Below are 21,076 nucleotides of genomic sequence, written 5' to 3'. Positions count from 1 at the left end.
GGCGCAATGGCATCTTCATAAAGCAATTTAATCAATTTTAAGTTCTGATTTGATGCAAGATGCACGCCAACTTTTATGACTAGAGATTATTTATTGCGATGAAATGCAGAAATGTGACAGAGCAACACAATTCATCTTAGATATAGCGGATTAAATTGAGGCTGTAAATCTAAAATGATTCATTTTGGTGCATTGGTAAGTATGTTGAATATTTTATGGCAATATTTTAGTGCATGATGCAAAGAGTCAGGTTTTCAACTATTTTTATGATGCGAAAAGACATACAATACGCGCATTCTAGTAGAGCGAAAATTCATGAAGTCCCCCAAAGTCGGTTTTGTATCTTTAGGTTGTCCTAAGGCATTGGTAGATTCTGAACGTATTTTAACCCAGTTAAAGACTGAAGGTTATGACGTCGCTTCGGATTATGACGGTGCTGATTTAGTTGTAGTAAATACCTGTGGTTTCATTGAATCCGCAGTGCAAGAATCGCTAGATGCGATTGGTGAGGCGATGAGCGCGAATGGTCGCGTGATCGTAACAGGTTGTCTAGGTAAAGACGAAGACAAGATTCGCCAAATGCATCCCAATGTCCTGAAAGTGACAGGTGCAGCGGCATATAAAGAAGTTATGGATGCGGTTCATCAATACGTACCTGAGCCGCCAAAACACAATCCATTTATTGATCTGGTTCCAGAGCAAGGCATCCGCCTGACGCCAAAACACTATGCTTATCTGAAAATATCTGAAGGCTGCAACCATCGTTGTACTTTCTGTATTATTCCAAGCATGCGTGGCGATCTGGTTTCACGTCCAGTTGGTTCTGTGCTTGAAGAAGCTGCAGCGCTGAAACGTGCCGGTGTAAAAGAAGTACTCGTGATCTCCCAGGATACTTCTGCTTATGGCCTGGACATGAAATACAAGCTGGATTTCTGGAATGGCCAGCCGGTTAAAACCAAATTCTATGACATGTGTGAAGCATTAGGTCAGTTGGGAATCTGGGTGCGTTTGCACTATGTTTACCCGTATCCGCATGTAGATGCAGTAATTGACCTGATGGCACAAGGCAAAATCCTGCCTTATCTGGATATTCCATTCCAGCACGCAAGTCCAAAAATTCTCAAACTAATGAAACGACCTGCGCACAGTGAAAATACACTGGAGCGTTTGAAAATCTGGCGTGAGAAATGTCCTGATCTGGTGTTGCGTTCAACATTTGTGGTGGGCTTCCCGGGTGAAACCGAAGAAGACTTCCAGATGTTACTGGACTGGTTGAAAGAAGCCCAGCTGGATCGTGTGGGATGTTTTACCTATTCGCCAGTTGAAGGTGCGACAGCAAATGATTTGCCAGATCACGTTCCTGAAGAAATTAAACAAGAGCGTTATGAGCGTTTCATGCAGGTTCAGCAAGAAATCTCGGCAGCCAAACTCCAAAAACGTATCGGTCAGACCATGACTGTGCTGGTAGATGACCTGGAAGACGAATTCCCGGTAGCGGTTGCGCGTTCTTATGCAGATGCACCTGAAATTGATGGCAATGTTTTTGTTGAAGATATCGATAAAAGCGTCATTAAGGCAGGGGATTTACTTGAAGTCGAGATTACCGATGCAGATGAATACGATCTGTACGCAAAACTCATTTCAATCAAGTCTGCTTAAGATTTTGAATTAAAAAAATTTAAATTGAATACTTTGGAGTTTGATGATGTTGGATTCTAAAAAGCCACGCTTTGGTCGCATCCTGTTAAAGCTTTCTGGTGAAGCGCTGGCAGGCAATAAAGACATGGGGATCGATGCACAAGTGCTCGATCAGATGTCACTTTCTATTGCGCACCTCGTGGGTTTAGGCGTACAAGTAGGTATTGTTGTGGGTGGTGGTAACCTGTATCGCGGTAGCCAGCTACAAAAAGATGGTCTAGTTGGTCGTGTAACTGGCGACCAGATGGGTATGCTAGCAACAGTCATGAACGGTTTGGCACTTCGCGACGCTTTGGTGCGCCGTAATATTAAAACCCGTTTAATGTCTGCATTGCCAATTGGTGCCGTGGTTGAGTCTTACTCAAGCCGTGATGCAATCCGTCACCTGACTCAGGGTGAAGTGTGTGTATTCGTGGCAGGTACAGGTAATCCGTTCTTTACGACAGATACAGCTGCCTGTTTACGTGGTATTGAAATCGAATCAGACTTGATCTTGAAAGCGACCAAAGTTGATGGCGTATATAACAAAGATCCAAGCAAATATGATGATGCGGTTAAATATGACACATTGACTTTTGACCAGGTTCTGGACGAAAAGCTGGGTGTAATGGACTTAACTGCAATCTGTTTATGTCGTGATCACAACGTGCCGCTACAAGTATTCGATATGAATAAATCTGGCGCATTGCTTTCCGTTGTGATGGGTGAAAAAGAAGGGACTCACGTTACCAATTAATGACGTGAGCACCAAAGCACTTTATACTACACGCTAATTTAGTAATAACCTCTTTTCAAGAATTAAGTAAGGAAGATCATATGATTAACGATCTTAAAAAAGACAGCGAAGACCGTATGAACAAAACTCTAGAATCTCTAGAGCATGGTTTTGCAAAAGTTCGTACCGGTCGTGCGCATCCATCAATTTTAAATAACGTGATGGTTTCTTACTATGGTTCAGACGTTCCATTGAACCAGGTGGCAAACGTAGGTGTTGAAGATTCACGTACTTTGTTAATCCAGCCTTTCGAACGTTCAATGGTTTCTGCAATTGATAAAGCGATTCGTGAATCTGATTTGGGTCTAAACCCAATTACAGCAGATGCGATTCGTGTACCGATGGCTGCGTTGACTGAAGAAACGCGTCGTGACATGCAAAAAGTTGCGCGTAATGAAGCAGAAAATGCCAAAGTAGCGATCCGTAACATTCGTCGTGATGTATTGGGCGATATCAAAGCTTTGTTGAAAGAAAAAGAAATTTCTGAAGATGAAGAGCGTCGTGCTGCTGACGAAATCCAGAAAATTACCGACAAATTTGTTGCTGAAGTTGACAAGCGCTTGGCTGCGAAAGAAGCTGAATTGATGAAGGTCTAATTCATCGATGACCGTTGCTGAAGAAAATCCCCGTCTTCCGAAACATGTTGCCATCATCATGGATGGCAACAATCGTTTTGCCAAAAAAAATCAGATGCAAAAAGGTGATGGACACCGTGAAGGAAAAACGGTTCTGGATCCGATTGTTGAACACTGTAAAAAAAGAAATATCCAGGCTTTAACTGTATTTGCCTTTTCAAGTGAAAACTGGAATCGTCCACAGTTTGAAGTTGAATTGCTCATGAAATTGCTGGTTGATACCATTCATGAACAATTGCCCCGCATGGAAAAATTCAATATTGCCTTACGCTTTATCGGTGATCGCAGCCGTTTGTCCCCAGAATTACAGGGACTTATGTTGCATGCCGAAGAAAGGACTGCTAATTTCAATAGTATGACACTCACTATTGCAATCAGTTATGGTGGTATGTGGGATATGGCACAAGCTGCACAGCGAATTGCCAGCGATGTTTTAACAAATAAATTAGATCTTGATGCAATTAATACTGATGTATTTGGTCAATATGTCAGCCTCGGTGATTTACCTGCAGTTGATCTGCTGATTCGTACGGGTGGAGATTTCCGTCTTTCGAATTTCCTGTTGTGGCAGGCAGCCTATGCAGAGCTTTATTTCACTGAGACGCTATGGCCAGAATTTACCGTTGAAGAACTTGATGATGCACTTGCCGTATTTGGTGGGCGTGAACGTCGTTTTGGTAAAACATCAGAACAGATTCATCAGGAAAAACTTGAGAATTAATACATGTTTGAGCGGATTATAACCGCATTGGTGTTGGTAGCAGTTGTACTGAGCTGTATGTTTGCTACCGAATCACATTATCCAATGTTTGTATTGATGGTTCTTGCTGCTGGGGTGGCCGGCTATGAGTGGTTCAAACTCATGCCGCGAAAATTTAAACATGTCATCAAACCTGTTGCTTGGGGATATGGAGTGCTCACTGCGGCACTTTCAGCTTTGGCATTGTATTTTGCCGAAGTTGCCTTATTGTTATGGGTAGCTTCTATAATTACCTGGTTGCTCAGCATTTACTGGGTTAAAACCTATCCTGAATATGATGGCTGGTACAACGCCAGCCTGCACGGAATCGGCGTAGTTCTGATCTCTGCTGCGGTTACTGCAATTTTCTCTGTCTGGCAAAGTTCACCGTGGTGGCTGATGTACCTGTTTTTACTGGTATGGGGCGCAGATAGTGGTGCATATTTTGTGGGTCGTAAATTCGGCAAGAAAAAGTTGGCGCCGAATGTTAGTCCCAACAAATCGGTAGAAGGGTTGTATGGCGGTATCGTTACCTCAATGCTGATTGTAACGGCAGTCGCCTTGCTTTATCTGGATATGACCTGGCCAGAACTAATTTTATTCCTGATTTTATCTGTCGTTACAGTATTTAGTTCGGTACTGGGTGACCTGTTTGAATCCATGATCAAACGTCGTGCCGGTATTAAGGATTCAGGTCGAATTTTGCCAGGACATGGCGGAGTACTGGATCGTATTGATTCTTTGCTTGCTGCAGCTCCAATCTTTGCAGCAGGTATGGCTGTTTTAAAACTTATTGGTGTAGATTTATAAATGTCACAAGCAGTTTGTATACTGGGTGCTACAGGTTCCATTGGTCAAAGTACTTTAAAAATCTTGCAGCGACATCCTGAAGCATACTCGGTTTTTGCTGTGACCGCGCAAAGTCGTATCGAGGAGCTGGTTGAAATTTGCCGGCAATACTGTCCTAAAGTGGTGGTGGTGCCGGCTGAAAAAGTAGATGAACTTTCAAAACTACTTCAGCAACACCATTTATCTGATATTGAAATTCTGCAAGATGAAGCCGGTTTAATCGCTGTGGCTGAACACGCGGATGTTGATATCGTTATGGCGGCAATTGTCGGTGCTGCAGGCTTGTTGCCGACATTGGCTGCAGTGAAAGCGGGTAAACGCGTACTGCTGGCCAATAAAGAAGCCTTGGTGATGTCAGGTGACATCATGATGCAGGCAGCGCGCGATCATGGTGCCTTATTGCTTCCCGTTGACTCCGAACATAACGCGATTTTCCAATGTCTGCCACCGCATTATTTTGAGGCAGAGCGTCATGGCAAGCCCAAACTGGGTGTATCCCAGATTCTGCTGACCGCGTCGGGTGGGCCGTTTCTGAACCACAGCATACAGCAACTTGAAGAGGTCACACCTGCCCAAGCTTGCAAGCATCCTAACTGGTCCATGGGTCAAAAAATTTCAGTCGATTCTGCTACCTTGATGAATAAAGGCTTAGAATTGATCGAAGCCTGTCATTTGTTTGCAGTTCAAGAACAATTTGTTACAGTTGTTGTGCATCCACAGAGTATTATTCACTCCATGGTTCAATACGTTGATGGTTCGACTTTGGCACAAATGGGTAATCCGGATATGGGCACGCCTATTGCACATGCTTTGGCATGGCCTGAGCGTATTAGTACGCATGTGGCGCCACTGGATCTGTTTATGCATTCACAACTTAATTTTCAAGAACCGGATATGCTCCGTTTCCCTGCATTAAAATTGGCCCGTCAGGCCATGCAGAGTGGCGGAATTGCACCGACAATTTTAAATGCGGCCAATGAAATTGCAGTTGCTGCATTTTTAAATCAACAGATCAGATTTACCCAAATTCCTCAGGTAGTTGAGCACGTCCTAAATCAGATGGACAATCAACCCGCACATGATCTGGAGGCTATCTTGCAAGCAGATCAAATGGCGCGAGGTTTATCACAGCAATATGTTGTGAATAAAGGAAGTTAAGATATGAATGCCTTGTTTATGATTGCCGCTGCAATTCTCTTACTCGGTCCCTTAATTGCGATTCATGAGTTCGGTCACTATATTGTGGCGCGTAAACTGGGCGTTAAAGTATTGGTCTATTCCATTGGATTTGGGCCAACATTATTAAAATGGACCTCGAAAAAATCCGGAATTCAGTATCAATTGTCTGCCTTGCCTTTGGGTGGCTATGTCAAGATGCTGGATGAACGCGAAGGTAATGTCTCTGAAGAGGACTTACCCAAAGCCTTCAATCGTCAGCATCCGTGGAAACGAATCGCCATCGTGGCAGCGGGACCATTAATCAACCTGATTTTTGCAGTTCTTCTATTCTGGGTGTTATTTTTACCGGCACAAGAACAGCTCAATACCCGTGTAGGCAAAATTTTACCAAATACGCCTGCTGCAACCGTACAAATGCAGCCGGGCGACAAAATTGTAGCTGTGGATGGTACTCAGGTGGAAACCTGGGAAAAACTCAGTTATGCCTTGGTGGATCGTGTTGGTGAAACTGGTGTGGTTTCTATTCAGGCAGATCGCGCTGGTGAAAACAAATTGTTCCAGTTGCCGATTCAAAACTATTTAAAAGATCAAAGTCAATCGCCACTAGAAAGCCTGGGTTTCTTGCCTTATCGGCCAGAAATTCCGGCAGTGATCAGCAAACTGAGTGAAGATGGTGCAGCCATCCGTCAAGGTTTGAAAGAAGGCGACAAGATTCTGGCCATTGACGGCGTTCAGATGAAAGACTGGTTTGATGTGGTGCAGGTGGTACAGGCATCTCCAGAAAAATTACTCAAAATGGATGTACTACGCGAAAATCAGGTGGTTCAGCTGGAAGTCATGCCACAAGGTAAACGTGACAATATGGGCAATGTAACTGGTATGCTGGGCGTACAAAGCGATCCGGGTAAACTGAACATTCCTGCAGAATATAAACAGACCATTCATTACTCGCCAGGCGAAGCACTGGTAATGGCATTTGATAAAACAGCACATTTATCTTCGATGATTCTGAACTCGATTGTCAAAATGGTACGCGGTCTGATTGGTCTGGATAATTTATCAGGTCCAATTACCATTGCCAAAGTGGCAGGACAAAGCGCAGAAATGGGCTGGGAAACTTTTATTTCCTTTATGGCGCTAATGAGTGTAAGTTTAGGAATATTAAATCTACTACCCATTCCAATGCTTGATGGCGGACATCTGGTTTACTATTTTGTTGAATTAATTCGTGGTAAACCTGTTTCCGAACAAATACAATTGGTTGGACTAAAAATTGGTATGGTACTGCTCGGCAGTATGATGCTTCTGGCATTATTTAATGATTTTATGCGTTTATAACAACGTAAATGGAATAAATTAACAGCGGAAAAGACTGGCATGCAGCACACACATTTATTTATGCCTCTGGCACTCGTTAGTGCAATGGCAGTAGCACAACAAGTATATGCAGCAGATGAATTCATTGTACAAGATATAAAATTTGATGGATTAGTACGTTTAACTCCTGACAATGTGTATGGCCTAGTGCCAATTAACAGTGGTGATCGGGTCAATGATCCAATCATTGCCAATGCAATTCGTAGCATGTATGCATCAGGCCTGTTTGATGACATTAAAGCCGTTCAGCAGGGCAATACCTTGGTTTTCCAAGTGGTTGAACGCCCGGTTATTTCGAAAATCGAATTGAAAGGCAATAAGCTGATTCCTAAGGAAGCGCTTGAAGAAGGCCTGAAAAAAATGGGTCTGGCTGAAGGCGAAGTGCTGAAAAAATCAGCGCTGCAAACTATTGAAACTGAACTTGAACAGCAATACATGCAGCAAGGTCGTTATGATGCCGATATTACGGTCACCACGACGCCTCGACCAAATAACCGTGTTGAATTGCTGATTGATTTTATTGAAGGTAAAGCGGCTAAAGTTTTCGATATCAATATTATCGGGAATACCGTATTTAAAGAGTCTGATATCAAGCAGGCCTTTGCCGTAAAAGAAAGTGGCTGGAGTTCGGTCATTTCGCGTAATGACCGTTATGCACGTGAAAAGATGGCGGCGAGCCTAGAAGCTTTGCGTGCCATGTATCTGAATCGCGGTTATATCAATTTTAATATTACCAATTCCAGCCTGAACTTGAGTGAAGATAAAAAGAATGTTTTCATCGAAGTTTCTGTGGATGAAGGCGAACAATTTAAATTTGGTCAAACCAAATATTTAGGTGATGCACTTTATAAGACTGAAGAATTACAGGCTTTACAAATTTTCAAAGAAGGCGAAATTTATTCGCAGGAAAAAGTCAACGCGGTTAAGCAGTTATTGCAGCGTAAGTATGGTAATGCAGGTTATTACTATGCAGAAGTCAATATTGTTCCTCAAATTAACAACGAAACCAAACTGGTTGATCTAAATTATTATATTAATCCGGGTCAGCAAGTTACGGTAAGACGTATTAATTTCACTGGCAATACGAAAACTGCAGATGAAGTATTACGTCGTGAAATGCGCCAAATGGAAGGTGCGCTTGCCAGTAATGAAAAAATTGACCTGTCTAAGGTCCGTCTAGAGCGTACCGGTTTCTTTAAAACTGTCGATATCAAACCTGCACGTATTCCGGGTGCACCAGATCAGGTGGACTTGAATGTTGCCGTTGAAGAGCAGCATTCAGGTACTAGTACTTTGGCTGTCGGTTTCTCGCAAAGTGGTGGTGTGACTTTCCAGGCAGGCTTAAGCCAGACCAACTTCTTGGGTACCGGTAATAGTGTTTCAATCGATTTGTCGCGTTCTGAAACTCAAGATTATTATAACTTGAGCGTGATGGACCCGTACTTCACCATTGATGGTGTGCGTCGCGGTTATAACATGTATTACCGTAAAACCAAGCTGGATGATGACTATAACGTCAACAACTATGTGACAGACAGTTTTGGTGGTGGGATTAACTTTGGTTATCCAATTGATGAAAACCAGAGTGTCAGCTTGGGTCTGAATGTTGATCAGACTGAAGTAACCACTGGTAATGGTGTATCCACCTATGTTCGTGACTACCTTTTAGCTAATGATGGTAAATCAATAGGCCAGAGTCCTTATTGTATAGATGATGCTAATCCTTGTACAACAGTGTCAAAACCAGACAGATTTCAAGGCGAGTATTTAACTTATAACTTAAACTTGGGCTGGTCTTATAATACTTTAAACCGTCCAATGTTCCCGACAACGGGCATGTCACATCGTGTGAATGCTGAAATTGCATTGCCAGGCAGTGATGTCGAGTATCAAAAAGTCACTTATGACGCTCAGGCATTTTTCCCATTAGGCAAAGATTTTGTCCTGCGCGGTTATGGTAAGTTGGGTTATGGTAATGACCTGCCATTTTACAAGAATTTCTATGCTGGTGGTTTCGGTTCAGTTCGTGGTTATGAGAACAGTACTCTAGGTCCAAAGTATGACAGTGTCTATGCAGAAAATGCGGGCTTAAGCAACTTTGATCCGGAGGAAGTGGGTGGTAATGCTCTAGTGCAATTTGGTACTGAGCTGGTACTTCCAGTGCCATTTAAAGGGGATTGGGCTCGTCAGGTTCGTCCGGTTCTTTTTGCAGAAGGTGCGCAAGTTTTTGACACAAACTGTGATGTTTCACAATCTGCTGACTTACGTCAATACTGTAAAGACAACTTTGATTTTGATGCCGGCAATATGCGCTATAGCGTGGGTGCAGGTTTCACCTGGATCACCATGATTGGCCCACTATCACTTAGCTATGCTTATCCGTTGAATAAAAAAGACGGTGATGATACTAAAAACATCCAGTTCGAAATTGGACGTACTTTCTAAAATCGTTTTGACCTAGAAACTAAATTTTGCTCATAAAGCCTGCAGGTTTTGTGAGCAAATTTTTTTGAATGAGTAAGAATATGAAAAAAATGATTATGGCAATGAGTCTGGCTTTGTCAAGTGTTGCTCCTTTGACTCAAGCGGCTAGCATGGGGGTAATTGACTTGGAGCGTGTGGTTGAAGGTAGTACATATCTGAAACAACAAAACACGATATTTCAGCAAAAAATTCAGCCACAAACCACCAAGATTGAGCAACTCAGCAAAGAGCTGGAAGCTTTACAGCAACGTGCTCAATCCAATACCAAGCTCAGTGAGACTGAAAAACAGAAAATGTCTGCGCAATATCAGGCTAAGTTGCAAGAATTGAATCAGTTACAACAATCTGTACAGACGAATGTTCAAAGCTCGATTCAGCAGATCCGGGCTGTATTTGATGCACGTATAAAGCAAATTGCTGAACAATTACGTAGAGAAAATAACCTCGATGTGGTTTTAAATAAAAATTCAGCACTTGCTTATGATGCTAAATATGATTTAACTGATAAAATGATTCAAAAGGTTAATGCAATTAAATAATCAATGAATCATCAACAGCTTCAGTTAGCTGATCTCGCTCGCCTGGTTCAAGGCGAGTGCATAGGTCAGACAGATTTGCGTTTGAGCGCTTTGGCCAGTCTTGAACAGGCAACTTCACACGATCTGGCATTTGTGAATGCCGATAAATATGTAGAGCAGGCCAATCAAAGTCAGGCAGGTGCTTTAATTGTCACGACTGAACTAAAACAACAGATAACTTCACATCAAAACTTTATTGTTGTGGCAAATCCCTATCTGGCTTTTGCGATTCTGACGCATGTCTTTGAGAAAAAACATCGCCAGCGTGGCATTGAAAGTACGGCTCAAATTCACCCGTCGGCAATGATCGCGGACGATGCTTATATTGGTCATTATGTGGTGATTGGTGAGCATTGTGTCGTGGGTGCGAATACGATTGTTCAGGCGCATGTGCAGATCGATGATGATGTCGAAATCGGTCAGGACTGTTTTATTGACTCACATGTGACCCTCACCGGCGCAGCAAAAATTGGTAATCGGGTGCGTATTCATGCTAATAGCGTGATTGGCAGCGAAGGGTTTGGTTTTGCACCTTATCAAGGTAAATGGCACCGTATTGCGCAATTAGGTTCTGTACGCATTGAGGATGATGTGCGTATTGGGTCAAATTGTAGCGTAGACCGTGGTGCACTGGATGATACGATTTTGCAACAGGGTGTTATTATTGATAATCTTGTGCAAATCGCGCATAACGTTAAAATTGGTGCACATACCGCGATTGCTGCAAAAACTGCCGTTGCAGGAAGTGTTTCAATTGGCAAAAACTGTATCATTGGTGGTGCCTCTGCGATTTCTGGACACTTGAATATTGCCGATAATGTGACGTTGACCGGAATGTCAATGGTGACAAATAATATTTCTGAAGCTGGAAAATATTCATCCGGGATTGGTCTGTTTGAAAACCAGAAATGGAAACGTACCGTGGTTCGCCTCAGACAATTAGCAGATGTGCCATTGACCCAGGTGATCAAACGACTAGATTATATGCAATCTCAGATTGAGTCCATTGAATCAACATTTAAGTTGCGTAAATAATTATGATGACAGAGTCGAATTTGCCTACATTCACGAAGCCTGAATTGCCAATGAATATTCAAAAGATTCGTGAATATTTGCCCCATCGCTATCCATTTTTATTGGTTGATCGCGTTGTCGAAATTACCGATAATGGCATTGTTGGTTATAAAAACGTCTCAATTAATGAAGAGTTTTTACAGGGCCATTTTCCGAATTATCCAATTATGCCAGGTGTACTAATTGTTGAAGCGCTGGCACAAATCTCTGGAATTCTGGGTTTTGTGATGAATAATGAAGTGCCAAGTGAGGGTTCTTTGTTCCTGTTTGCCGGTGCGGAAAAAGTTAGATTTAAAAAACAGGTGGTTGCAGGTGACCAATTGGTTTTAAAATCTGAATTAGTGATGCAAAAGCGGGGCATTTACAAATATAATTGTATTGCCACTGTAGATGGCGTCGTCGCAACAACCGCGGAAATTATGGTTTCGCATCAAAAAGTCGAGCAGGCATGAGCAATAATCCCCTTATTCATCCAACTGCCATTATTGACCCGTCAGCAGTCATTGCTGCTGATGTAGAAATTGGCCCATATTGTATTATCGGGCCAAATGTCACTATTGGTGCGGGTAGCAAACTTCATTCACACGTGGTGGTGGGTGGCTATACGCGTATAGGTGAATATAATGAAATTTTCCAGTTCGCCAGTGTAGGCGAGGTGTGTCAGGATCTTAAGTATGCTGGTGAAGAAACCTGGCTTGAGATTGGCGATCACAACAAGATTCGTGAGCATTGCAGTCTGCATCGTGGTACGGTTCAGGACCAGAGCCTGACCAAGATCGGTAGTCATAACCTGCTCATGGTCAATACTCATATTGCACATGACTGTATGGTTGGAGATTATAATATCTTTGCCAATAACGTCGGTGTGGCTGGACATGTCCATGTCGGGGACTACGTCGTCATTGGCGGAAACTCGGGCATTCATCAGTTCTGTAAGATTGATTCTTATAGCATGATTGGTGGTGCATCACTGATTTTGAAAGATGTGCCGGCTTATGTGATGGTTTCAGGTAATCCTGCGCATGCATTTGCCATGAATATTGAAGGCATGCGTCGTAAAGGCTGGTCGAAGACCGTAATCAGCGGTTTACGTGATGCCTTTAAACTGATTTATAAATCAGGTTTAACGACTCAGGAAGCAATCGAGCAGATCCGTACAGGAATTTTGCCGGAAGTGGCTGAAGTACAACGTCTAATTGACTCTCTTGAACAGTCGAAGCGCGGCATTGTGCGCTAAATGTTTGAGGTAATAAAAAAGACACCTGAAGGTGTCTTTTTTATTTTGGGAATTTCTATTTTACTTAAGAAATTTAATTTCCTCAGCTTTCGGATAATTCTTCAATAGCTTTGTTTTGTATTGCGATGCAAGCGTAGTATTCTTTTCAACATCTTTGCTGATGTTATAAAGCTGATACAGGGCAGTGGAGGCTTTTGCAGAATTTGGGTAACGGTCAACGACAATCAGATAATTACGTTTCGCTTCAGTAAATTTTGGCGGGTCAATCGCCAGATTGAATTCCGCTAACCAGAAATAGGCATTGCTGATATAAACGCTATTCGGATTGTTTTTAATAAAGTTTTGCATCGGTGCAATGGCTTTGGCTGCACCGCCATTTTTATAAGCATCTAAAGCCACGGTATAAGCTGCCTTTTCTAGCTCAGCAGGTTGCTTTCCGCTGCTTGCTGTATTGACCTTATTTGTGTTTAGGCTGGGTGCAGTATCCTGTGGGTTTTCCTCCGTTGGATTGTCTTCAGCAGGTTCAATTTTTTGCTGCAATAGTTCGAGACGCTGATCGAGATCGGCATAACGATTGGTCAGTTCATTTTTGAGCCGTTCAATCTCATTTTCCTGTTCTTCCATTTTACCGCGCAAAATCCGCAAGTCATTTTCGAGCTGCTGGTTCTTTTGCATGATTTGCCAGCTGGTATTGGTTTGAACTGCTGGAGTTGCACCAGCCGCAATTGCCGCTGGGGTATTTACTGCGGTTTGATTCGTAGCTTGGCTCAAGCCGCGCGATTCAATCGGAATATTGGCAAATAGAGGCGTGGTAAAGAGTGCTGTCACTGCACACAATACGGTCTTTTTAAACATCATAAAATTTCCATAATTCTTTGTGAGATGCGGATCCGCTGCTCATCTTTTCAAAGTAGATCATTCATATACATTGCACACATTAAAAACGGCATTTTTAGAAAATGCAACAAGGTTTTACAAAGATCATGTGAATCTGAGTGTTGATGGATTGATTGTGAAGATCCCTTAAAAATCAGCAGAAATATCAATATTGTTTTTAAAATAATCAAACGGATAGCTTAAGGGATTATTTTGCGGAACAAGGCTTGCAACTTGATTAAAAATCTCTATACTCTGTTTTTGTAATGGTAGCCCTGCTGGTTACTTCGCAATTGTACTCTATGAACCCCGCCAGGACCGGAAGGTAGCAACGGTAATAGAACTATGATGTGCCGGAGCTTTGCTGGTAGGGTTGCCACCATATTCTTATTATAATAACAATGCGAATTCGCAGTTTTCTATTCTCAAATATCATTTTTTTTCAATATCGTCAAACAGCATTATCTTATTGTTTTAATGATTAAATCATCATTATCTTTTGCCGTGCTTTATTTTATTTTCCAACTAATATTAGATTAAATATCCAATCCTTTTAATTCATTAAGACTTTCAAAGAATATAAGACTTAGTCTTCTGCTTTACGGTTAATGGCCTTGATAATCGCATCCATTTCAAAACCACGATACATTAAAAAACGGATCTGTTTGGCTTTGAGCTTGGGGTCTTTAGGAACTTCGGTGCCATATTTTTTGACTTTTAGTTCATAGGCTTGTTGAACCCAGTCGGTTTCTTTGAGTTCTTCTGAAATCAGAGCAGTATCAATCTTTTTGCTCTTGAGTTTCATTTTAATTTGATTGGGACCTTTGCCTTTACGCTTTTGACTCGACAACATGGTTTCCGCCACACGCTGATCACTTTGATAGTTCTCACGGGACAACTCTTCAACCAGGTTAATAACTTCATCACGATGCTCTGCATAGAGGGCTAGTTTCTCTATCAGTTCGGCTTTGGAATATTCCTTGCGCGTCAGTACGGCAAAGGCATAAGAACGTAAGCGTGAGCCTGTCAGTCCCGGTTTCTTCTCATCCTGAGTTGGGGTAGAGGAAAACAAACGTTCTTCAGGATCAAATTCAGGAGCGTCTTGGATCGCACTTTTTGCAGGTTGAGCTTGATCTTCAGTATCACCAAATTGCTGTTTTAAAGTTTCATAATCGAGCAGTTTGCTGAATTTCGCGTCTGACATGATTCTCTCGGATTTTAGATTCCCTATATAATAACAAAACGCCCCGGAGGGCGCTGTGTATTGACGTTTAAAGATGATGCATCTAATAAGATCATGCATCTAAAAAGTCAGGTTCTTCCTTGCTATCGTCTTCTTCAACAACCACTGCTTTAGTCAGAAGCTGGTCACGAATCAGTTTTTCAATCGTCTGAGCCATTTCTTTATGCTCTTCCAGATAACGGATGGTGTTGTTCTTACCCTGGCCAATTTTGTCGCCTTGATAAGAATACCACGCACCAGCTTTCTGCACGATTTCTTGCTGTACAGCAAGGTCGATCAATTCACCTAGATGGTTAACACCTTTGCCATAAAGAATCTGGAATAAAGCTTCTTTAAACGGAGGCGCCATTTTGTTTTTCACGACTTTGACTTTGGTTTCAGAACCAACAATCTCGTCACCTTCTTTCACTTGGCCGATACGACGGATGTCCAAGCGAACAGAGGCATAGAATTTCAGTGCGTTACCACCAGTTGTGGTTTCAGGGCTACCAAACATGACACCAATCTTCATACGAATCTGGTTAATGAAGATCACCATACAGTTGGAACGCTTGGCATTACCAGTAATTTTACGCAGTGCCTGGCTCATTAAACGGGCTTGCAGACCCATATGCGAGTCACCCATTTCGCCTTCAATTTCAGCGCGCGGAGTCAATGCAGCAACAGAGTCGACAACGATCATGTCGATCGCGCCAGAGCGTACCAGCATGTCTGCGATTTCAAGTGCCTGTTCACCGTGATCCGGTTGCGATACCAGCAGGTTGTCAATATCTACACCCAGTTTGCGCGCATATTGAGGATCAAGTGCATGTTCCGCATCGATGAATGCACACGTACCGCCTGCTTTCTGACACTCTGCAATTGCTTGCAGGGTCATTGTGGTTTTACCTGAAGATTCAGGACCATAGATCTCGACGATACGACCTTTAGGTAAACCACCAATACCGAGTGCAATATCCAGCGTTAAAGAGCCTGTAGACACAGCTTCAACTGCCTGAACGGTATTGTCACCAAGACGCATAACTGTATTTTTACCAAACTGTTTTTCAATCTGGCTTAAGGCAGCGTTGAGCGCCTTGTTTTTATTCTCATCCATCTTACAACCTCAATACGATGTCACTAAGTTAGTACTCAAGTGGATGTCTTAAATTAGAGCTTTGTTCCACAGGTGTATAGTGACAGAATTTTCCCTAGTGTTCTATAAAAGTCAGCGCATGTACGACATATTCTGACGCTTAAATTTAATCGTCATTATAGGACCATGACTGATCGAAATTCTGACTATTTTCATTTTTAAATCTACTGATATCACGACGATCCTTCTTGCTTGGACGATGGTCGGGACGAGCTAGATTATGCAACTTTCTTTGTGATGTAATCAATTCCCGGCGTGCAATACTGACTTCGGTTTCTTCATACAGTTTTTGTGCCACGGGTGCAGGTCCACGAACATCAGAAAGTTCCTTAACCAGCACGGTTTTTTTGTCGATGCCTTGCTGAATCGTCAGTTCCATACCAACACGGACTTCGCGCGATACCTTGACACGTTCACCATTGTGATGGACTTTGCCACCTTCAATCGCATGTTTGGCAATCGAGCGGGTTTTAAAAAACCGTGCTGCCCACAGCCATTTGTCTATACGCATGCCTACCGCATCTTCGGGTAAAGACGATTTACGCATATTTTTTTTCTACCTCAGCCTGATTTAAATGAGTGATTAAATCTGTTAATTGGTGCAGCATCGGGTAATTACAAGTCTGACGTGCTACTTTGGCTGAAGAGGGCTGCTGGATGCTGAACAGGTTCTGAATGCCATAGGCTTGAGCCCCATTCAGGACTTTTTCAGTATCATCAATAAAATAAGCATGTGCAGGGTCAAATGGATGCAACGCATTCAGGCCTTGCCAGAACTCGATAAATTCTTTGGCATGTCCGATCGTTTCTGAACTGACAATCACATCGAAATAATCTCTTAAATTCAAATGATCCAGTTTAAATGCTAGACCCGCACAGTCAGCATTGGTGGCCAGCCAGATGGGATAGCCATTATTTTTAAGATAATCGAGCAATTCGAGACAATGCGGGCGTAAGGCCACTTTATCTTTATGTTCAATTTGCATCGCCAGAACATCGACTTCGACTTTAGCCGTCCAGAAGCGTGAAGAGTACCAGTTTAAGGTATGATTATGTTCCTGATAGAATGCATAGAGTGTCGCCTGGCTGTGTTCCAGGCTACAGCCATGTGTGGCAGCATAACGCACAGGCAATAACTCGTTCCAGATGAAATCATCGTAGGCAAGATCAAGTAAAGTGCCATCCATATCGAAAATTATGGTAGGTTTTTCAGAGCATTTTGACATATTTAGGTTTTCTATGTTTAAAGCAACAGCAGCACCACAAGATCCAATGATTTTGCAGTTTGTGCCCATTTTGACACAAGCCTGTGAAATTTTGCGAGAAGAATATCAGCGTTATTGTTCTGGTGCAGCTTTTGATGTCATCAAAAAAAATGATAATTCTCCGGTGACTCAGGCAGATTTTCGGGTTAATACTTATCTGACCCAAGCTTTGGCAGAGATTTCCAGCTTGCCTTTACTGTCTGAAGAAGGACAGGAACATGAACGCCGCTCATGGTCAGAATTCTGGTTACTGGATCCGTTAGATGGCACTAAAGAGTTTTTGCACCAGCGCCCCGAATTTACCATTAATTTGAGTCTGGTCAGAGGCAGTTTGACCACTTTTGCCATATTGGCGGTTCCAGAGCAGCAACTGATTTATTTCTGTCCTGAGCAGGGCTTGCCTTATAAATATGATATTCAAACTAGAACATGGTTTGCTTATGCAATGTCTTCGACATCTAAAATGATTGCTGTAGGGTTGAGCCAAAGTAGCCAGCAGAAACCGAAATATCTCGAATATTTACAAAGTTTGGCCAAGCTCACGGACTACACTGAATTTAAAGCGGGCAGCGCTTATAAATTTTGCATGATGCTGGAAGATCAGGTGGATATCTATCCACGTTTTCATCCGACCTCGGAATGGGATACCAGCGCTGGTCAATGTATGCTCGAACGGATTGGGGGTGGCTTGGTCGATTTAGAAGGTCGCCCATTTATTTATAATCATCGGGATACTTTGCTGAATGGCGGATTCATTGCTTATAAGAATAATGATATGAAAATTATTGCATTGCAGGCGGTTTCTGACATGCAGGCCGAGCATTGAGCAAAATTCTGAGCGTGTTATAGTGGTGCTTAACCTATTACCAAATCCAGAGTTGGCTGTAACGTGTCCCTGAAACTGCTTCCACCGAGTATGTTGAGTGCAATTGATTTATTGCCCGATGTACAGACGCCTGTCACCTTATTTACACGGCATTCGATTCGTGAAGAGGTTCCGGGTCAAGGTTTGGCAGGCTATGATCTGCAACTGACCAATCAGGGGCGGGATCTGGCGCAGGAATGGGGTGCTTATCTGGCTGATCAAACTGATCGTGTGATTCATCACTGTATTTCAAGTCCGATCCAGCGGTGTATTGATACCGCTGCATTGATGATTGAAGGGGCAGATGCGGTTACCCCTGAGCAGAATACCCATCGTATTGAAATTATTGAACAGGGACTTCTGATGGAGCCTGGCAGCTTTGTGCTGGATATTCAAAAAGCTGGGCCTTATTTTGCCAAGCAGGGTGCACTCGGTTTTATTAACAGTTTTGTCAATAATGCCTTGCCTGGGATGAAACAGCCGATTCATGGCGTGGTGGATGTACTGGAACTGATTTACAACACCCATCCACAAAATAAATATGGGCTGAGTTTGGCTGTCAGCCACGATACTATTCTCGCAGCGATGATTGCAGTGATGTCAGGGCGTCAAGACGTCAGTCGGGAAGACTGGCCAAAAATGATGGAAGGTCTGTTTGTCTGGTTTGAAGGTGATGTGTTTTTGGAGTCCAAACTGAAATGGATCTGGCGCGGTCAGGTACATGAACTGGATATTGCTGATTTTAAACGTTCCCAACTTTCTTAAATTAAATTGATCTATTCAAAACTCAATTGTTCACAGCAATTGAGTTTTTTATTGGGGAGTTAGAAATTATAAAGATGGTGGGGCGTTTCATATTGATCATTCAATAAAGTTCAGGCTAAAACGATAAAAATAAATTTTAAACTGCACCTTTTACATTTATAGGGTGAAAATTCAATAATGTAAGTATAAAAATTATCTATGCTTAATAAATATAGAAATATTCATCTTGAGGAAAATTATGAAAGTTATCACAATTTTTAGCCTGATCGCGATTTTGGGTTTAACCGCATGTCAAAAGCGGGACACTGACAATACGAAACAGGATAAAACCACTTCGCCATCCTCTATGGATAAAGATCAATAATCTAAAAGAGAGGGAGATTCAGGTTTTTATCTCACAGTATCGCATTGACTGGATGAGTGCTGTCTAAACAAATTATTTTTCTGAATGAGTCATTATATTTTTTAGTTTCTTCAAATTCCAGACACAAAAAAAGCCCTAAAAAGGGCTTTTTTCATTTGCGATTAGTTAGAAGCTAGTGCTTTAACTTGCGCGTTCAAGCGGCTCTTATGACGAGCTGCTTTGTTTTTATGGATGATGCCTTTGTCAGCCATACGGTCGATTACTGGAACAAGCGATTTGTACGCTTCAGTAGCAACTGCATAGTCATTAGTGCTGATAGCAGCTAATGTACGTTTAAGATAGGTACGAACCATAGAACGCAAGCTTGCGTTGTGTTTGCGTGCTTTAACGTTTTGACGAGCACGTTTTTTAGCTTGAGCAGAGTTTGCCACTCGTGCACTCCTTGAAATAGATTGGTCTGGGCGGGCTGAAACTCAACTGAAAACCAACATCAGAGGAATTATCACCAGCCCGTAAACAAGTGCCATATTTTGATTAAACTAAGCACCGAAGTCAAGTCTTGACATGCTTTGACAACATTTTAGATGCAGAAAAATTCTAAAGAAAACGTTAGATTAGTATTCCACCCAGGAGATCGTATAAAAAATGACTAAATCACTGACTCATCCCATCGTGATAGGTGCCACTGGCTTGGTGGGAAAACAACTGATAAAACGTTTGCAAGATGAGCCGACTTGCCAGCAGATTACTGCAGTGGTCAGAAAACATCAAAATGATCTGGATGCTTTGGATAAAGTTCAACAACTGGTACTGGAAGATTTCCTGATGTTGAATGATCAGGATGTCAGCAAGCATAGCCATGGTTTTAGCTGCCTGGGCAGCACCATGAAAAAAGCCGGATCCAAACAGGCATTTTATAGTATTGACTATACCATAAATGCTCACTTTGCAGAGCTGTTACAGCAAACCTCAGCCCATTATCTTTTGCTAAGCGCAATGGGTGCCGATTCCCAATCGCATTTTTACTATAATCGGGTCAAAGGTGAACTGGAAGAATATATACAAACATTGTCCTTGGACAGAATCAGTTTGATTCGACCTTCATTGCTCATTGGTGAACGTCCAGAGCAGCGTTTTTTGGAAGATATCGCGCAGCAGGTTTACCACAAAGTATCGCGTTTTATTCCGGATAGTTTTGCGTATAAGCCAGTGACAGCCGAGCAGGTGGCTCATACTATGGTCGAGGCCGCGCTAACTCAGACGGTAAAATTTGAAATTTATGATAATTTACGCATACAAAAAATGAAATGAGGGGAAAACACCGTGTCTACAGCAGCATTTGTTACCTGTGACTTGTTAGATGATCATCCAGAATTAGAGCTTCAGGTGGTGACACCTTGCCTGGACGGTAAATTTTTTAAGAGTTATGGGGCGCGCAAAACCTTTGGCGGTCAGATTGTGACAGTAAAATGTTTTGAAGATAACTCGCGGGTGAAAGAGTTGTTGGCCACAGATGGAACAGGCAAGGTCCTGGTCGTAGATGGCGGTGCATCCATGCGCTGTGCCTTGATGGGTGACCTGATTGCAGAATCAGCGGTAAAAAATCACTGGAATGGCGTAATTATTTATGGTTGCGTTCGTGATGTCGATGCGATTGCTGAACTTGATCTTGGTGTGCATGCATTGGCGGCTATTCCGCAAAAGAGCAACCGCAAGGGTGTGGGTGAAGTTGATATCTCTCTCTGTTTTGGTGGTGTCACGTTTAATGCAGGCGAGTATGTCTATGCAGACAATAATGGTATTGTGGTGTCTAAAACAGCATTAGTGGCTTAATCGGCCGGAATCTGCATTTCTGCATGAAAGAATAACAACAAAACTTATCTGTACCCTGAAAGACAGGATGCCTAGATTCTGTCTTTCATTCATATAAAACAAAAA

23 protein-coding genes and 1 other RNA gene are annotated in these 21,076 nt (G+C 42.4%); 18 read left to right on the top strand and 6 right to left on the bottom strand.

Translation table 11 applies throughout. The annotated features are described in order from the left end of the window. Positions 1–315 precede the first annotated feature (315 nt). The 12 genes from rimO (at position 316) to lpxA (ending at position 12,625) form a co-directional block, all read left to right on the top strand. Positions 316–1,659 (top strand): 30S ribosomal protein S12 methylthiotransferase RimO, encoded by a 1,344-nt coding sequence (gene rimO, locus ACO1B7_RS00820; protein ID WP_423089680.1) that lies wholly within the window; start codon positions 316–318, stop codon positions 1,657–1,659. Positions 1,660–1,705: 46 nt separating this feature from the next. Continuing rightward, positions 1,706–2,434, top strand: a complete 729-nt coding sequence (gene pyrH / locus ACO1B7_RS00815; protein ID WP_004279886.1) for a UMP kinase — start codon at positions 1,706–1,708, stop codon at positions 2,432–2,434. Positions 2,435–2,514: 80 nt separating this feature from the next. Continuing rightward, complete coding sequence (gene frr, locus ACO1B7_RS00810) at positions 2,515–3,069, top strand: ribosome recycling factor (RefSeq protein WP_004279885.1); 555 nt, start codon at positions 2,515–2,517, stop codon at positions 3,067–3,069. 7 nt (positions 3,070–3,076) lie between these two features. Next, complete coding sequence (uppS, locus tag ACO1B7_RS00805) at positions 3,077–3,829, top strand: polyprenyl diphosphate synthase (protein WP_004646714.1); 753 nt, start codon at positions 3,077–3,079, stop codon at positions 3,827–3,829. Between the two features lie 3 nt (positions 3,830–3,832). Beyond that, positions 3,833–4,657, top strand: a complete 825-nt coding sequence (locus ACO1B7_RS00800; RefSeq protein WP_004279883.1) for a phosphatidate cytidylyltransferase — start codon at positions 3,833–3,835, stop codon at positions 4,655–4,657. Next, positions 4,658–5,854 (top strand): 1-deoxy-D-xylulose-5-phosphate reductoisomerase, encoded by a 1,197-nt coding sequence (gene ispC, locus ACO1B7_RS00795; protein WP_005266614.1) that lies wholly within the window; start codon positions 4,658–4,660, stop codon positions 5,852–5,854. A gap of 3 nt (positions 5,855–5,857) precedes the next feature. Then, entirely contained in the window at positions 5,858–7,213 is a 1,356-nt protein-coding gene (rseP, locus tag ACO1B7_RS00790; protein ID WP_071852161.1) for an RIP metalloprotease RseP, read from the top strand. 39 nt (positions 7,214–7,252) lie between these two features. After that, positions 7,253–9,697: an outer membrane protein assembly factor BamA gene (bamA, locus tag ACO1B7_RS00785; protein WP_180087271.1), complete on the top strand. Its 2,445-nt coding sequence runs from the start codon at positions 7,253–7,255 to the stop codon at positions 9,695–9,697. Positions 9,698–9,777: 80 nt separating this feature from the next. Then, positions 9,778–10,275, top strand: a complete 498-nt coding sequence (locus tag ACO1B7_RS00780; RefSeq protein ID WP_180087272.1) for an OmpH/Skp family outer membrane protein — start codon at positions 9,778–9,780, stop codon at positions 10,273–10,275. 3 nt (positions 10,276–10,278) lie between these two features. Beyond that, on the top strand, positions 10,279–11,349 hold the full coding sequence (gene lpxD / locus ACO1B7_RS00775; protein ID WP_180087273.1) for a UDP-3-O-(3-hydroxymyristoyl)glucosamine N-acyltransferase: 1,071 nt from the start codon (positions 10,279–10,281) through the stop codon (positions 11,347–11,349). A gap of 5 nt (positions 11,350–11,354) precedes the next feature. Next, complete coding sequence (gene fabZ, locus ACO1B7_RS00770; protein ID WP_026055766.1) at positions 11,355–11,840, top strand: 3-hydroxyacyl-ACP dehydratase FabZ; 486 nt, start codon at positions 11,355–11,357, stop codon at positions 11,838–11,840. After that, a complete protein-coding gene (gene lpxA, locus ACO1B7_RS00765; RefSeq protein ID WP_004279876.1) occupies positions 11,837–12,625 on the top strand; it encodes an acyl-ACP--UDP-N-acetylglucosamine O-acyltransferase in 789 nt (262 codons plus the stop codon). The genes fabZ and lpxA overlap by 4 nt, the downstream gene beginning before the upstream one ends. 60 nt (positions 12,626–12,685) lie before the next feature. Here the strand turns inward: lpxA and ACO1B7_RS00760 are convergent, their stop codons facing one another. Further along, positions 12,686–13,483, bottom strand: coding sequence for a tol-pal system YbgF family protein (locus ACO1B7_RS00760; protein WP_004646724.1), 798 nt, complete (start codon positions 13,481–13,483; stop codon positions 12,686–12,688). 294 nt (positions 13,484–13,777) lie between these two features. Here ACO1B7_RS00760 and ffs point away from each other — a divergent pair. Next, positions 13,778–13,874: signal recognition particle sRNA small type (ffs, locus tag ACO1B7_RS00755), an RNA gene on the top strand. A gap of 213 nt (positions 13,875–14,087) precedes the next feature. On the opposite strand, the gene ACO1B7_RS00750 is transcribed toward ffs, so the two are convergent. The 4 genes from ACO1B7_RS00750 to ACO1B7_RS00735 all read right to left on the bottom strand — a co-directional run bounded on the left by ACO1B7_RS00750 (position 14,088) and on the right by ACO1B7_RS00735 (position 17,105). Beyond that, positions 14,088–14,705 (bottom strand): regulatory protein RecX, encoded by a 618-nt coding sequence (locus ACO1B7_RS00750; RefSeq protein WP_004646725.1) that lies wholly within the window; start codon positions 14,703–14,705, stop codon positions 14,088–14,090. A gap of 91 nt (positions 14,706–14,796) precedes the next feature. Then, the gene (gene recA, locus ACO1B7_RS00745; protein ID WP_004279873.1) at positions 14,797–15,840 is read right to left on the bottom strand and encodes a recombinase RecA; all 1,044 of its coding nucleotides are present in this window, start codon (positions 15,838–15,840) and stop codon (positions 14,797–14,799) included. Positions 15,841–15,985: 145 nt separating this feature from the next. Then, entirely contained in the window at positions 15,986–16,426 is a 441-nt protein-coding gene (locus ACO1B7_RS00740) for an RNA-binding S4 domain-containing protein (protein WP_004646726.1), read from the bottom strand. Then, positions 16,419–17,105, bottom strand: coding sequence for an HAD-IA family hydrolase (locus ACO1B7_RS00735; RefSeq protein WP_016806963.1), 687 nt, complete (start codon positions 17,103–17,105; stop codon positions 16,419–16,421). The genes ACO1B7_RS00740 and ACO1B7_RS00735 overlap by 8 nt, the downstream gene beginning before the upstream one ends. 13 nt (positions 17,106–17,118) lie before the next feature. Between ACO1B7_RS00735 and ACO1B7_RS00730 the strand changes: the two genes are divergently transcribed. The 3 genes from ACO1B7_RS00730 (at position 17,119) to ACO1B7_RS00720 (ending at position 19,138) form a co-directional block, all read left to right on the top strand. Further along, entirely contained in the window at positions 17,119–17,970 is an 852-nt protein-coding gene (locus tag ACO1B7_RS00730; RefSeq protein WP_004646729.1) for a 3'(2'),5'-bisphosphate nucleotidase CysQ family protein, read from the top strand. A 63-nt stretch (positions 17,971–18,033) separates the two neighbouring features. Next, the gene (locus tag ACO1B7_RS00725; protein WP_004646730.1) at positions 18,034–18,774 is read left to right on the top strand and encodes a histidine phosphatase family protein; all 741 of its coding nucleotides are present in this window, start codon (positions 18,034–18,036) and stop codon (positions 18,772–18,774) included. A 238-nt stretch (positions 18,775–19,012) separates the two neighbouring features. Then, positions 19,013–19,138, top strand: a complete 126-nt coding sequence (locus ACO1B7_RS00720) for a hypothetical protein (RefSeq protein WP_004646731.1) — start codon at positions 19,013–19,015, stop codon at positions 19,136–19,138. 161 nt (positions 19,139–19,299) lie between these two features. Here ACO1B7_RS00720 and rpsT read toward each other — a convergent pair whose 3' ends face one another. Then, entirely contained in the window at positions 19,300–19,569 is a 270-nt protein-coding gene (gene rpsT, locus ACO1B7_RS00715; RefSeq protein WP_004279868.1) for a 30S ribosomal protein S20, read from the bottom strand. 214 nt (positions 19,570–19,783) lie between these two features. Between rpsT and ACO1B7_RS00710 the strand changes: the two genes are divergently transcribed. Together ACO1B7_RS00710 and rraA are read left to right on the top strand one after the other, a co-directional pair. Continuing rightward, positions 19,784–20,449, top strand: a complete 666-nt coding sequence (locus ACO1B7_RS00710) for an NAD(P)H-binding protein (RefSeq protein ID WP_004646732.1) — start codon at positions 19,784–19,786, stop codon at positions 20,447–20,449. Positions 20,450–20,461: 12 nt separating this feature from the next. Next, positions 20,462–20,971, top strand: a complete 510-nt coding sequence (rraA, locus tag ACO1B7_RS00705; RefSeq protein WP_004279866.1) for a ribonuclease E activity regulator RraA — start codon at positions 20,462–20,464, stop codon at positions 20,969–20,971. Positions 20,972–21,076 lie beyond the last annotated feature (105 nt).

The organism is Acinetobacter lwoffii (genome assembly GCF_049367455.1).
GTDB lineage: Bacteria > Pseudomonadota > Gammaproteobacteria > Pseudomonadales > Moraxellaceae > Acinetobacter > Acinetobacter lwoffii_W.
Note: the sequence above shows the minus strand (reverse complement) of the source record. Positions and strands in the feature narration are given on the sequence as shown.